We start from the raw sequence: 15,013 nt of genomic DNA, 5'->3' as shown, positions 1-15,013 counted from the left end.
GATCATTATTATTGGAGGGCGGGTATGATAAGGAATTTTTTTATCATGGTGATATTAATTGCAAGTATTTTTAACCTATTTACACCTACAGGATATGCATTGGAAAGCAACTTTCTATTTGAGAAGTCCATAATGGATCATTCCAAGTATACGATTAGTGCAATCACGAAGGCAAATGGAGTGTATGTAATTGTAGGTGAGCAAGGCATCATACGAACCTCTCAAGACGGTAAAAATTGGACCGACCGAAATTCAGGCGTAAAAAGTTTATTGTCAGACGTAACTTATGGTGATAAAGGTTTTGTTGCGGTAGGCAATAGCGGTAAAATTGTACATTCTGTAGATGGAAAAGAATGGAGGGAGTCCACGCTAGATGTAGGATATTATTTTTGTGCTGTAGCATGGAATGGTAAATTGTATGCAGCAGTGGGTCAGTCTGGAGCTTATATTTCCGATGATGGGATTGAATGGGTGAAAGTATACCCGGACTCTTTTGATGATCCGTTAATCGACATATCCAGCAATGGAAGTGAATTTATAGGGATAAGTATGAAGGGAAGAGTGATTTTCTCAAAAGATGGGGAAACATGGTATGAAAATAAAGTGTTTAATGGCAGGCTGAATTCGGTTATTTGGGATTCTAAAGAGTATGTGGCTGTGGGGTCGGGCATTATCATGACATCCCCGGATGGAACGAAGTGGACAATGGACGCCGGTCTTTCACCTTTTGATATACGAAAGATAGCGTTTGATGGGAAAAAGTATGTTGCTTTTAGCAGCAGCAAAGGAATCTTCATTTCGACAGATATGCAAAATTGGATAAATAGTAACGACTTTATCTGGAACGTTAAGGATGTGATCGTCGAAGATGGTTATTTTATCGCAGTAGGAGATTCAGGGAACATCGCGTTTTGGAATAATCGCATGATCTATGATACGAAACATTTAACTTTAGATTATGCAGCTTCCTCCACTTTGGCATGGAATGGCAATCTATATATGGCGGTAAGAGGGGAGGGGAATAAAGGATCCATTTGGATCTCAAAAAATGGAGAATATTGGGAGAAGGTATTTAGCTACCCTTTACAACTCCATGGTGCAATTTGGGACGGCAATCAGTTTGTAGTAGTTGGCGCAAAAAGCATACTGGTATCGCAAGACGGTACTACATGGAAAGAAGTTGTAAAAGGGAATAAGGCTTGGTTTTATGCAGTTGAATGGAATGGAAGCAAACATGTCGCAGTCGGATATGACGGTAGCATTGCAATATCAAATGATGGAGTGAAGTGGAACGATGTAGATTTCACGGAGGGCCACGCGTTGACGGATGTAATATGGAACGGAAAACAATTCTTGGCTATTGGATCGGACATCATCACATCTCCTGATGGATTGAAATGGACGAAGCACCATATAAATTTGGAACATTTGTTAAATAGGGTAATCTGGAATGGACTCATCTATGTAGCTGTAGGAAATAATGGCCTGATTTATACCTCTACAGACGGCGACACTTGGACAAAGAGAGAATCAAATACAAGCAAGTTCATAGATTCGATCGTTTGGGACGGCAAAAGGTTCATTGCTTTAGGATCTAATCTGGCATTAGTTTCGAAAGATGGGATCGTATGGAGTGAAGTTGACTTCCCTTATAATCAACATATTTATGATATTCACTGGAACGGATATAGGTTTGTTGGAGCTGCAAGTAATGATGTAGGAATGACGTCTGTTCCTAATGACATAATTAAGGTAATAGTTAATGGAAAACCATTAGTTTTTGATTGGGCCCCAACTATATTAAATGATAAAACTTTCGTTCCCATACGGAAGATATTCGAAGCTCTAGGGGCGGAAGTTAAATGGAATGAAGCAACCAACACAGTTACGGCTACAAAAGGAGATAAAGTAATTCATTTTCAGGTTGATAATCAAGAAGCAATGATAAACGGAGAACATATAGTTTTAGATAATCCACCTACATTAATAAATGGAAGTACTTTTGTCCCGGTAAGATTCGTTTCCGAAAGTCTTGGTGCTAAAGTCGAGTGGGATAACGAAACAAATACGGCAGTCATAACATTGATTGAAAAGTAAAACGTTTTTTCGGCATCTGCTAGTTTATACGAGAGGAAGGATATGGAAAGATTATGTCGAATTCTTGGAACAAATGATTCATTTACTAAGGTAAAGTGTGAAAGCGGTTGACTTCGACTAAACTATAACCAGTAAAATTCCTACTGCAGTGAAAAAAGGAGGCTACATAACACGATGAAGTATATAGTGATCACTGGAGCAAGCTCTGGTATTGGATATGAAACAGCACTAGCATTCGCAGCCCGCGGAAAAAACTTGGTTCTGGCTGCGCGGCGGCAAGAAAACATGGAGGAGTTGCGTTCTCGGATCGAAGAACAGTACCCTGAAGTTAAGGTCATCGTACAGGCCGTCGACTTATCTGTCGCTGAGAACGCCTATGCTTTCTACGAAAAATTGAAGAATTATGATATCGAGACGTGGATTAATAACGCCGGCTTCGGCAACTTTGCAACTGTAGGCGAACAGAAATTGGATAAAATCCAGCAGATGCTGCATCTCAACATCGAGGCTCTAACCATTCTATCTTCCCTTTATGTCCGGGATTATGCTTCGAAGCAGGGCACGCAGTTGATCAATATTTCATCTGGCGGAGGATACACCGTAATAGCTACAGCCGTTACTTATTGTGCTTCCAAATTTTATGTCAGTGCTTTCACCGAGGGACTTGCTCTCGAGCTAAAGGCTAATGGATCACCAATGGTGGCGAAGGTACTTGCGCCGGCTGCGACGGAGACGGAGTTCGTTCTGCGCTCGCGGGATATAGATCAATTCGAATACAAGGGCGCCGTACCCAAATTTCATACAGCAAAAGAGATGGCTGGCTTCTTGCTCGAATTATACGACAGCGATAAGGTTGTAGGAATTGTCGACGGGAGGACGTATGAGTTTCATCTGAAGGATCCCATTTTTCCGCACGCGGCTATGATGAGATCGTAACGGCGACCGAGGGAGTTTAACTACGCATCGCTAGGCGCAAGCACTCCGTCTCAAGTCGAGGTTAATTCACGACAAAAGACTAACGACTCCTTATTTTCGATATGCTAAAATGAAGTCAAATTCAGGTTTTGCACGAAATGGAGGAGTCGTCATGCGTTCCGATACGAAACGTTTGTTGAACACGGTACAGTTGCTGTCCGAAATTGGCATTATTGTAGGTTATTTGCTTGGCTTAATCCCTTTTGTGTATGCATGGTCCTGCTCATGGGTGATCCCGCTTGTCTTCGTCAACTTCGTATTGGCCTTCCTGACGGGTAACGGAACAACCGTGAAGACGATCCTCAATATTGCGATGGCGTTCCTCAGCCTCATACCACTCATCGGGTACGTATTCCGATTCGGCGGGCTGCTTTTGTCAGCGCTTAACATCAAAGAGTTGAACAGGGGAAGGAACTACTAAGTTGAAAAAACGGATGCACGCCTTAAGGCGACATCCGTTTTTTTGTGAGCATCGAGGCTGCTCAACATCAGCCCCCATGCTGGTTTTACTTTGCTTTCAGGGTCTTTTCCCAGTTCAGCAACAGTTGCACCGTTTCGTCCAATTGTTCTTGGGGCGAGATGCTGGAGGCGTTATCGCCTTTTTGAAAACCGTAGCTGCCGAACTGTGAATGGTTTCCGCCCTGAATCGTATGATATTCGGTAGTAGGAGGCAGATCATTCTTCGCTTTAGCAAATGTATCTTTGTTAACCTCACCGTCATTTGAACCAATGAGTGAGATCACAGGTAAATTTGCAGATACCAAGCTGCCTTTGGGATCAGGATAGGAGGCGAGGAAGAACACGCCCGAGAACTCCGCGGCATGAGCGGCGGCGAAGCGAGCGGCCATAACGCCTCCAAGGGAATGACCACCAATAACAAATGTTTCATCTTGACCTCTTTTGGCTAAAATGGCCGCAGCGCGGTCACCGCCGAGAACGGCAAGGTTCACGGGCATTTTGACAATATAGGTCCGGTGACCGGCCTGAGCAAGCGCATGTGCGTATGTTGCGTAACTTTCAGGCTTTACTAATCCGCCAGGATAGTAAATCATGCTGGGCTGCACAGGGGTTTTAGGTTCAAACCGAATGAAATGACCTTCTTCGCTTACTGTGACATTCTCATCGCTTTTCATCGCTGCAAATGCGGCTTCTGATGCCTGATACGGCCGTAAAAACCAAACGATCACAGCGACAAAAATGATCCCACCACCAATTAGCCATTTCCACCAATGACGACGAACATAGGTCAAAATGAACCCTCCTTCATTTTATTTCAATGATGATCTAAACTTCCGAGCATCGGAGAGCTAGTACGCGATGCCCACGCGGCATTCCGCGTACGTGCCCTCCACCGCGACGCGGTACGTGAACGCCGCGGTGTCGCCGACCGTGATGGACGTGCCGCCATCTGGCAAGAACTCGCGCTCCGCGCGGAACTGACCCTGCGGCTCGCCGTCCGGCAAATACGTTGGACACACAACAGTCCAACGTAGCCCGGACGCGGCGAGCCGCGCCCACGCCTCGCGGTGCTCCTCGGCGGCGCGCATACTCGAGCGCCGCGAATCCGGCGCCTCAAAGCGCAGCAAGCCGGGGTGCTCCCGGCTCTGCAAAATGCCGGCGGTGCCGACGGTCACCACGCGGCTCACGCCAAAGGCCTTCATCGCCCCGATCAGCAGGGGCGTTGCCTCGGTGAGCACCGTACCACCGTCGGTGCTCAAACAGCTGATGACCGTGTCGACACCGGTCATCGCCAGCGCTAGATCCGCTACGCTACAAGCATCGCCCTGCACCAGGGTGAGGCGATCTGCGCGCAGCGTGACCTTATCCTTGTGGCGGACGAGCGCCGTGACCTCGTGTCCGTCCTCCAACGCCTGCGCCAGAATGCGCCGTCCTACGCGTCCTGTCGCGCCAAGCAATAAGAAATGCATGCTTATTCTCCCCCTTTGACATGTATCCTACTAGTATACCAAATACGCGATTTCTCGGGCCATGCCCCGCACCCTCCCGCCGACTTGAACCACGGTTCCAAATCCCCCATAATAGAACTATAACGATTTCACAAGATAACGGGATGGAAGGGAATTTCTCCAGCATGAGAATTAATAAATTTATTAGTGAAACTGGGGTATGCTCCAGACGAGAAGCGGACAAGTGGGTCGAAGCGCGGCGCGTAACGATTAATGGCGAGCTCGCGGGGCTGGGCAGTGTGGTGGGTCCAGGGGATGAGGTGCGCATCGACGGACGTCGTATTGGCGAGAAGAAGGAGCATGTCTACATTGCGCTCAACAAGCCTGTCGGGATTACCTCTACAACGGAAGCGCATATTCGTGAGAATATCGTGGATTTCGTGGGACATTCAGAGCGGATTTTCCCCATTGGCCGATTGGATAAAGACTCCGAAGGGCTTATTCTCCTGACGAATAACGGCGACATTGTGAATCAAATTCTCCGTGCGGAGAACAATCACGACAAAGAATACATTGTCACGGTAAATCGTCCGATTACACAGATGTTTCTGCGGGGCATGGCAAGCGGCGTACGCATTCTAGGTACGATGACGAAGCCATGTGAAATTGTCCAAGTGAATGAGCGGGTGTTTCGCATTATTTTAACACAAGGGCTGAATCGACAAATTCGCCGCATGTGCGAGGCGTTCGGATACCGAGTAGTTCGGCTGCAGCGTGTGCGCATTATGCATATCCATTTGGGCAACTTGAAAGTCGGGAAATGGCGTGATTTAACACAAGGTGAATTGAAGGAACTTATGACGACGCTGAGTCTAGAAAAATCATGAAACCATCCGTAATTTAATACAATCAAATAGGAAACATCGAAAAGGCTCGATCATCTCTAGGTAAGATGGTGGGGCTTTTTTCCTGTTTTTAGGAAATTTCAAGGAATATGAGAAGTTAGCATCGAAGTATAAAACACACAAAACTTGGAAGCAACAATTTTCGCTCGCATAGATCCTAGTTTGACTAGTTGGAAGGAAGGGGACCGTATGACTCGTCCATTCGCTAACGAATCTCGTGGACCGCGCAAGGAACCAACGAGACCATCTGAGACTCAGTCTCAACAACCATCTGATTCTTTTGCTCCTCTGATGGGAGGTATACAGGGAATTATGGGCTTGCAGTCGACGATTGGGAATCGTGCGGTTGCCCAGCTGGTTCGAAGTCAAGCAAGACCTCTGCCACGGCAGAGTGATCAAGTGACCCCAGCATTCATGCAAATCCAGTTGATGCCAACGTTCAAGTCCGAAAGGGAAGCGATCCTTTATTTTGAGGAGTGGGAGGAAGACACCTTGTTTACGGAGCATGCCCGTGAGGTGAAGCAATTGCTGCAGATCGCGATCCGCAATGGTTGGGAGGACCTGCAGGAACGGATTGAGTATGCACAGAGCGAAAGTGAGCTTATCGCGATTGAGCAGTTTAAGACATGGGACTTATCGAACGATTCCATGTTGCCAGCAGCCTTGCGGCTGTTAGAGAAAGCTCAGAATAAAGGGTGGGAAGATCTAGAGGATCTTGTGATTGACTACGTGCGTAAATCAGAGGATACGCGAGATGAACAATATTTGCCATGGGACGGTTTACTCGATATCCAACGAGATTTTCTCAGGAGATGGGCGCAACACTCGCCGATCCCGATGGATCTGCTCAAAAAGCTCGTCCTGCACGCTGGCGAGACGGAGAAAGAGCTGGCTTGGTTAACGATGCTACTGCAGCTACCCATTCCAGCGCTGACCATCCCGCAATTTGATCTCATCTCCCGCTATCAAGCCGATTTGATCAACAACGGGAAAGCATTGCGATGGGTCTTGGATATGATTCAGCAAACCGATACGCTGGAAACGGCTGAAGGCATTATTGAACTCGCCAAAGATTTTAATTACGAGATCGAATTTGCCTTGGAAGCTGTGGCTGGTTCGAATGAGTATGCGGACGGTGTCAGGGAGTCAGAATTTGAGAAGATCCATCAGAGCACTGAGAAGCAGAAGCAGAATGTCATGGACCTGGGCTATGCTAAGGCACTAGAGGGCTTAACCAGAGGACAGAAGAAAGACTTGGAGAAGCCGGGTACCAAAGGCATGATTGAGCAATTATTAAAAACCGAACAGCAGAAGTTCGCTGAACCGATTTTCGGGATGATTGATGACCGAGCGGAAGCGTTGCAGCAGCATGTTATCAAGGTCATCGGCCCTGAAGCCTATGCGAAGCGGAGAGATGATTACATTGCTTTTTTCCAACTAGTTAATTATCACCCGGCAACAATTCCAGCCTTGGAGCTTTGCGGTCAAAACTTCAAAATGGCTGAGATCATCGTCCAAAACGTAGTATTGGCGCCGCAATTGATGATGTTCATCCAGGATGATAGCGTGACGCTTCAGACGTATAAGCGTTGCTCAAACGTTTTATCCTTGCCTGTGTGGAACACCTTGCTAACGCAGCTTACATGCGATGAGTTTCTTGGATTTGCGGGGAGCGAGTCTTGTTTGCAATTAGTAGACTTGCTTCATACGCATGCGGTGCCAGTTCTTCGTATGAAACAGCTGGCCATTCACCCTGATCGACTTGTGTATTGTACACCGCAATTTGCAGCCGATTACGCACAGCTTCTCGTCCACTATACGCCATTGGAAATTCACCAATTAGTGAAAAAGACGCCGAGCGATGGGCAAACAGTAATTAGTTTTCTGCGAACGCTGCAACCCAAAGCCAACAGTGCGGCGTCGCTGCTTACCTGCTTAACTTTGGCTGAGCGCATGCGCTGGGACCAAGGCAATCTCATTCATATCATAGGCGCTTTGCCAGCTGGACGTACAGCGCTGCAGTTAACGACCTGTATGTATAATCAGCAACTCACGGTATTCGACAAAAATACGCACGCTGAATTCGGTAAATGGGTGAATACCCTGTGTGTGTTAATGGAAGATCAGAACTATACAGTCACAGTAGGTGGTTCCACTAAGCTCTCAGGTAATAATACGTACGAGCGTGTATGTAATATCTATGATAACCTTGGCAATTTCCTAGATGATTTCGTGGTTCATTATCATCCAGGAGCTGTGCAAAACGCACAGCATCCATACGGTTCTGCCGCACATATTAAGCCCATCTCCGGGAACTTAGCGACGCCTAAAATTGGGCGGGATTTATTACAGGATCATTTAAAAAATCTGATTCCGAAGAAAAAGGATTAATGGGACGGCGCTGGCTGATCAACTTTTGGAATTTTTTCTCAAAAGTTTGCAACTTTTTTCCAACACACGACGTCAAGTTGGTTAGGGCAACTGCAGTCCAAGCTGGTTGCCAGTCTTGCCAATCCATCCTGGGATGGATCACGTTAAGGAGGAAGATGACTTTGAAATTTTTGAAACACACAGGCACGATGGTCCTTGCTTCATCTCTCTTGCTCACAGCTGCGCCAATGGGTGCGTGGGCCAATGAAATTGCCAGTTCAGGTACCGTCGCCGCATCTCCTGCCTCCACTGGAGCCAGTAAGGAAACGGCACTCGATGCTAGCATCACGAAAGAACAAGCCCTCGAAAAGGCGAAGACCTACCTAACACTACCAGAAGGCTTTACGTTTCAATCCATTAGCTTGAACGCCAACTACGGGATGAACGGTCAGCGCGTGCCCACCTGGAACATCAACTACAACAAGCAAGTGAGTGACCGGTATTACGGTTATGCCAATATCGCTATAAATGGCTTGGATGGATCGCTTAGTTCGTTTTCCATGAATGACAATGATCCGGAACACAAACCGTCTTATCCGCCGAAGGTGGATTTCGCGGCTGCGAAAGAGCTTGCAGCTGCTTTTATCGCGAAGGTGAATCCAGAGAAGGGGAAAGAATTACTCTACGATGAAAGTCTGGAGAAAGCGTTCCGCACGCCGCTCGATGGGAATTATCAATATGCAATTCGCTATGACCGTTCTGTCAATGGGCTGCCATTCTCAGGGAATGGGATCAGTGTCAACGTCAATGGAGACGGTCGCATCGTGAGTTACACGTATAACTGGGATGACAAGGTGAAGTTTGATCAGGCCAGTAAACCGATCTCCAAAGAGAAGGCGGAGCAGCTCTTCCATGAGAAGGCTAATCTTTCCTTGCAGTATCAAATGCCTTACAACCGCAAGGGAAATCTTACCCCGTTCATTACCTATACGATGTATGGTTTTGCGTTAGATGCCGCGACGGGCGAAATTTGGAACGAAACACCGATTTTAGGTGCAGGGAATAAACCGCTGACAGAGAAACCGCTAGGCACCCAGCCGCCAGCTACTATGAATTTGACGAAGGAAGAGGCTGTGAAGAAGATTAGCACGGCGTTTAATCTCTCATCTGATTATAAGTTGCAAGACGTTTCCTACAATGAATCCACGAATCCAGAAACGGGTAAGACATTTGCTGGTTGGAGCATGAGCTGGAACAAGTCGGGGACGGGTACAGCTAGCGATGCCAAAATGATTCCAGGGGGCGGTAGCGCCTGGGCGAATATCAATAGCAAGACGGGCGAAATTATGAATTTCAATTCGTATGAGCCTTACATTTCTGATATGAGCAAACCAATTGAGGGAAAAGTATCGCTGGATACCGCGATCTCGACAAGCACGGATTTCGTGAAAGCGCAGCTCCCTGGCTACACGAACCAACTCGTTCTTTCTGTGCAGAAGGAGTATCCAGAGGATGTCCTGAAAAACATGAGGAACTGGGAAATTAGTTTCATGCGTGTCATTGACGGCGTAACGGTGATTAATGAGCAGGTGCACGTGAGTATCGACCGTGTGACAGGTGCGATTGTGAATTATTCCGCTAACTTGAGTGATACGGCGTATCCTGTGAAGAAGCCGGATGTCCTCTCCGAGGATAAGGCGAAAGCGCTGTGGCTCGCGCAATTCGATGTGAAGCTCGGCTATGTTTTGGGAGGAAATGGTTACTTAGGGACACTCCCGATTGAGAAATACCGGGTGATGATGGCAGCGGGAGATCTTCCGAAGTCTGCTTTGAATGAAAATGGTGAAATCAAGGCAAAGCTCGTGTACTCTCTCATTCCCAAAAATACGTATCGCGATAGCTTCTTCCTGGATGCCTTGACCGGTCAATGGCGCAGCGCTCAATCTGGAGAGGTCATATCCTTGGATAAAGTTACCGTGAGTGATATTGAAGGTCACTGGGGCCAGAATGAACTTCAACTTATGCTCGACTATCAGGCGTTGGATGTGAAAGATGGCAAGGTGAATCCCGATGAGAAGATCAAGCGCGGTGAGCTGGTCAAAATGCTGGTCATCGCCATGAATGGCGGTAATGGTGGCATTTATTATGGTGCGGAGCGGCCCGCATCCTTCGCAGATGTAGCTAAGACTTCCGCCTATTTCGCTTATGTCGAAAATGCAGTTGATCGCGGCTTGCTCCAGGTCGGCAAAGACTTCAATCCTGAGGCGACGATGGATCGGGAAGAGATGGCGCAGCTGATCGTGAAGGCACTCAGTTACGGGAAATTGGCAAAATATGATGGCGTCTTTAACAAGGACTTCGCAGATGCCGGGAAATTGGCGCATGTCGGAGATGCGGCCATCGTAGTGGGGTTGAACATCATGTCTTTGACCGATGGTTACTTTGCTCCGCAAGAAGAAGTGACGAAGGCGCAGGCGGCAAGTGCATTCTATCGCTTCCTTGAACGTAGAGCGGAGCTGCAGGAGCAGCCGCGCTACTACTAAAAGACAGAAGACCTCTCGCTGCGTTTATGCAGTGGAGAGGTCTTTTTTTGAGACGAGCCGGCTTTATTGGTGCTGGTGATTCTTGAAAAGCAGAAAACACAACCGCCGATAATGTTCCTTCATATCTTCTTTGGTGAAGCCTTTTTCCTGTTTGATGTGGAAATAGCCATGCGGCGCAATCGAGCAGATGAGGGTGTGGGCCGCGAGATCAGGCTCTGGATCCTGCTCCTGCGGAGTCCCGATAACTTCCAGGATTAAATCCGACAACTTATTGCGGATAAAGCTGTACATGGGGGAGAGAAAGAAGTTGCCGCGCGGGTCGTTGCAATGCATATTCATGCTGGCTGCCATTTCGATGAGAAGCTCCGCCTTTTCTTCAATGGCATCGATCCACAGCTCCAGGAGCCCTGATAAACGGTGCAGTGGCTTGTCGCTGTGGTTATCATCCAGAAATTGCACGCTTTGGTCAATAAATTGTTTGGCGTAATGCTCCAGCATATCGAAACAAAGATCACCTTTGTGCGCATACTTACGATAAAGAGTTGCTTGTCCAATCCCGGCTGTTTTGGCAATTTGATGCATACTCACGGATTGTACACCGTGGAGATCAAAGAGCTGATTGGCGGTTTGCAAGATTAGTTGGCGATTTTCCATAGCGTCCTTGCGTTCATGACGTGTGGACATTGTGTAACCACCTCAATATGTTAAATTAGTGTGATCGTATTGACAAAGAATCGAATGTCGATTAGCATCAACTATGTAAGAGGACAATTGTCCGTTTACATATCAAGTCGTAAGATATTCACGTCACTATTGTACCGTGTCGTTCTGGTACGGTCAACGATAGACAGAGAGAAGAAAATATGGGATGGAGGGATTACATGTCTTCACAAGCAACATCTTCAACGACGGAAGCTCCGTTTTCGATGCGCAGCATCCTAGGACCGCTCGTTGCAATTGTCGTTGGTATTTTCATGGTTATTCTAGATGGAACTGCGGTTAACGTGGCGCTGCCAAAGCTGCAGGAAGAATTCAATTTGCTTAACTTATCACTTGTACAATGGACTGTCATCGGTTATGCCTTGGCGCAAGCCGCTGTTATTCCGTTAGCGGGATGGTTATCGGACCGTTTCGGCGCGAAGAAGATTTTTCTAATTTCTGTAGCCCTATTCACGATTGGTTCAGGACTTTGTGCCTTGGCGAATTCGGTTGAAATGTTGATTACATTTCGTGTCATTCAAGGTTTAGGCGGCGGAGTTGTTGTGCCGATTGCCATGGCGTTTATTTATCGTTTATCCCCGCCGAACAAGGTTGGAGCTGTCATGGGTATGATGGGGATCCCGATTTTGTTAGGTCCAGCGCTTGGTCCCGTTGTTGCAGGCTGGTTAGTGGAATATCACAGTTGGCAGTGGATTTTCTTAATTAATCTGCCGATTGGCATTATCGGTATCGTGCTAGGCATTCGCACGCTGCCGAACATGCCGCGCCAGAACGTAGCTTCCTTGGATTTAGGCGGCATGCTGCTCGGGCCGATCGCTTTCGCAGCGCTTGTATACGGCGTTTCCAATGGCGGTATTGATCCTGTTACAGGTAAATCCACATGGACGGATGCCGATACATTAATTGGTTCAGGCGTAGGTTTAGTTGCGCTTATCTTGTTCATTATTGTTGAACTGCGCCGCGAGAATCCGCTTCTAGAGCTTCGTGTATTCCGTTCTAGCAACTTTACTAAAGGGATTGTCGTGCAATGGATTTCACAGATTGCGATGTTCGGAACGATGTTCCTTGTGCCTCTATATTTGCAACAAGCCCAAGGCTACAGCCCTTTGAAAACAGGTCTTATCATGCTTCCGCAAGCCCTGGCATCCGGCTTCTTTATGCCAATTGGCGGCAAGCTGTCTGACCGTTTCGGCGCGCGTCCGCTTGTTATTGCAGGGATGGTGCTCACCACGATTTCAGCGTTCTTGCTTTCCAATATTACAGGTGATTCCGGCGTAGGTACCGTGATGCTGCCGCTTGCGCTTCTAGGTGCAGGTATGGGTCTATTCATGATGCCGCTCAATAACCACTTGATTCAATCCGCGCCTCAGAACTTGGTTGGTCGGGTGACCTCCTTAACGAACGCGGCGCAGCAAGTGATGATGTCCTTTGCAATTGCGATCCTGATGACGATTTTCTCAACGAAATTGAAGGATTTAATGATTGAACAAAAAGCACAGAAACCTGATGTAAGCCTCTATGCTTCTTCGTTCGGCTACACGTTCCTCATCTTACTCGGCATCGCGGTTGTTGGCGGTTTGCTCGGCTTGATGCTGCAGAAGCCTAAGAAGATCGAAGGCGAATCCGCGAACGCGGCGGAGATTCCGATGATGGTTGGTCACTAAAAGCTTGTAAATTATAGAGCCGCCTCACAGGGTTGAATGACCTGGGGGGCGGCTTTTGCTTGTGTCAGCCCAGACTTCGAGGGGCGGACGCGGTCATGGTCTCCATGTGAGTTAACTGTAGAAGTACAGTTAATTAGGGAGTTTTACTAGTTATTTTTACATTTAAATGGAAATATGCAGTTAATTTCTTTGTATTCGCTCAATCGTTGAGGAATCATCCAAATTAGATGCATAAAATCCATTTATTTTACCTAATGGCCAGGATATTGCTAATTTAACAACAGAAATACAGTTATTTGGAATGGGTGGCTCTGGTGGTTTGGCGGCAAGCGAGAAATGAAGAAGTGGCCGTACGCGAGCGGCACCTAGCGTTCACGATATGTTCAAAACGCCACCACTCTTTGAACGGCTCAAGTGTTTATTTTGTTACATGTCCCCGTTCCTATGCTACAATAGATTTTAAAATTCAAAAAATGAATCCATGAAAGGGTGTAGAGGAAATGGTTGAGTCTGGTAAAGTAGGGTTGGAAGATATTATTAGAGCCAATCATGTGCTCAGCAAGGTGATCGAACCATCGCCATTGCAACGCAATGAGCTGCTCTCGAGCCTGTATGAATGCAACGTTTATCTCAAACGTGAAGATATGCAAATTGTGCGGTCGTTCAAAATTCGCGGAGCGTACAACGTCATCCAGGGCTTGACGGAGGAAGAACGCGCGGCAGGGGTTGTGTGCGCGAGCGCGGGCAACCATGCGCAGGGTGTGGCTTATTCCTGTAAGCAGCTCGGCATCGAGGGCAAAATTTTCATGCCGACGACGACGCCGCGTCAGAAAATTTCGCAGGTGAAGCTGTTTGGCGGCTCCTTCGTGGAGGTCATCCTCACGGGTGATACCTTCGACGATTCTTCGACGCAGGCCAAAGCGTATTGTCTGGAGGAAAACAAGGTGTTCATTCACCCATTCGATGATAAGCGCACGATAGCGGGTCAAGGGACGGTCGGTCTTGAAATTATGAATCAGATGCCAGAATCGCCGGATTTCATCTTCGCCACGATCGGCGGCGGCGGACTTGCCGCAGGTGTGGCAACGTATGTTGCGAGTGTTTCTCCGCGCACCCATATCATTGGTGTAGAGCCAGAAGGTGCGGCTAGCATGACAGAAGCGCTGAAGCAAGGCGGTGTCGTGAAGTTGCCATCGATTGAGAAGTTTGTGGACGGTGCTGCCGTTGCCCAAGTAGGCGAGATGACGTATGAGATTTGCAAGGAGAAGGTAGAAGACATCGTCATCATTCCGTCAGGGAAAGAATGTACCACCATCCTTGAACTATACAATAGCAATGCGATCGTCATCGAACCCGCAGGTGCGTTGTCTGTTGCGGCGCTTGATGCGTACCGCGAGCAAATTCGCGGCAAAAATGTCGTCTGTATCATCAGCGGCGGCAATAACGATATCGATCGGATGCAGCAGATCAAAGAGCGGTCACTCATCTATGAAGGCTTGAAGCATTACTTTGTCTTGAACTTCCCGCAGCGGGCAGGCGCCTTGCGCGAGTTCCTCGAAGAAGTACTAGGACCTTCGGACGATATCACCCGTTTTGAATATACGAAAAAGAACAACCGGGACGATGCGCCTGCGCTCGTTGGCATTGAACTCAAGAATAAAGATGATTACGCAGGACTCATTGAGCGTCTGTCACGTAAAGACTATGGTTACATTGAAATCAACAAGGATCCTAAGCTTTTTAACCTGCTTATCTAGTGATTTCCCTGACATATAAAGTGTCAAAAAATTAACATAGTGTCATCTAGATTTTATTAACCGCTGGTTGTATAA

Annotated in this window: 11 protein-coding genes; 8 read left to right on the top strand and 3 right to left on the bottom strand. The window is 47.4% G+C overall.

Annotation, left to right across the window (positions count from 1 at the left end):
• Window positions 1-24: 24 nt before the first annotated feature.
• The 3 genes from MJB10_RS25660 (at window position 25) to MJB10_RS25650 (ending at window position 3,493) form a co-directional block, all read left to right on the top strand.
• On the top strand, window positions 25-2,097 hold the full coding sequence (locus MJB10_RS25660) for a copper amine oxidase N-terminal domain-containing protein (RefSeq protein ID WP_314799981.1): 2,073 nt from the start codon (window positions 25-27) through the stop codon (window positions 2,095-2,097).
• Between the two features lie 174 nt (window positions 2,098-2,271).
• On the top strand, window positions 2,272-3,033 hold the full coding sequence (locus MJB10_RS25655) for an SDR family NAD(P)-dependent oxidoreductase (protein WP_314799979.1): 762 nt from the start codon (window positions 2,272-2,274) through the stop codon (window positions 3,031-3,033).
• A 151-nt stretch (window positions 3,034-3,184) separates the two neighbouring features.
• Window positions 3,185-3,493, top strand: a complete 309-nt coding sequence (locus tag MJB10_RS25650) for a hypothetical protein (protein ID WP_314799977.1) — start codon at window positions 3,185-3,187, stop codon at window positions 3,491-3,493.
• 85 nt (window positions 3,494-3,578) lie between these two features.
• Here the strand turns inward: MJB10_RS25650 and MJB10_RS25645 are convergent, their stop codons facing one another.
• Complete coding sequence (locus tag MJB10_RS25645) at window positions 3,579-4,322, bottom strand: alpha/beta hydrolase (RefSeq protein ID WP_314799976.1); 744 nt, start codon at window positions 4,320-4,322, stop codon at window positions 3,579-3,581.
• A gap of 57 nt (window positions 4,323-4,379) precedes the next feature.
• Window positions 4,380-5,000, bottom strand: a complete 621-nt coding sequence (locus MJB10_RS25640; protein WP_314799973.1) for an NAD(P)-dependent oxidoreductase — start codon at window positions 4,998-5,000, stop codon at window positions 4,380-4,382.
• 164 nt (window positions 5,001-5,164) lie between these two features.
• Here MJB10_RS25640 and rluF point away from each other — a divergent pair, with 164 nt between their 5' ends.
• The 3 genes from rluF (at window position 5,165) to MJB10_RS25625 (ending at window position 10,797) form a co-directional block, all read left to right on the top strand.
• Window positions 5,165-5,866, top strand: coding sequence for a 23S rRNA pseudouridine(2604) synthase RluF (gene rluF / locus MJB10_RS25635; protein ID WP_314799971.1), 702 nt, complete (start codon window positions 5,165-5,167; stop codon window positions 5,864-5,866).
• Window positions 5,867-6,175: 309 nt separating this feature from the next.
• Complete coding sequence (locus tag MJB10_RS25630) at window positions 6,176-8,275, top strand: hypothetical protein (protein ID WP_314799969.1); 2,100 nt, start codon at window positions 6,176-6,178, stop codon at window positions 8,273-8,275.
• A gap of 161 nt (window positions 8,276-8,436) precedes the next feature.
• Entirely contained in the window at window positions 8,437-10,797 is a 2,361-nt protein-coding gene (locus tag MJB10_RS25625; protein WP_314799966.1) for a YcdB/YcdC domain-containing protein, read from the top strand.
• Between the two features lie 63 nt (window positions 10,798-10,860).
• On the opposite strand, the gene MJB10_RS25620 is transcribed toward MJB10_RS25625, so the two are convergent.
• Window positions 10,861-11,481: a TetR/AcrR family transcriptional regulator gene (locus MJB10_RS25620; RefSeq protein ID WP_314799965.1), complete on the bottom strand. Its 621-nt coding sequence runs from the start codon at window positions 11,479-11,481 to the stop codon at window positions 10,861-10,863.
• Window positions 11,482-11,678: 197 nt separating this feature from the next.
• Between MJB10_RS25620 and MJB10_RS25615 the strand changes: the two genes are divergently transcribed.
• Window positions 11,679-13,181 carry an MDR family MFS transporter gene (locus tag MJB10_RS25615; protein ID WP_314799964.1) on the top strand — a complete coding sequence of 501 codons (1,503 nt, stop codon included), beginning with the start codon at window positions 11,679-11,681 and terminating at the stop codon, window positions 13,179-13,181.
• Window positions 13,182-13,681: 500 nt separating this feature from the next.
• On the top strand, window positions 13,682-14,938 hold the full coding sequence (gene ilvA, locus MJB10_RS25610; protein ID WP_314799963.1) for a threonine ammonia-lyase IlvA: 1,257 nt from the start codon (window positions 13,682-13,684) through the stop codon (window positions 14,936-14,938).
• Window positions 14,939-15,013 lie beyond the last annotated feature (75 nt).

This window comes from Paenibacillus sp. MBLB1832, assembly GCF_032271945.1.
Taxonomy (GTDB): domain Bacteria; phylum Bacillota; class Bacilli; order Paenibacillales; family NBRC-103111; genus Paenibacillus_E; species Paenibacillus_E roseopurpureus.
This window is presented reverse-complemented; position numbering and strand designations above follow the sequence as displayed.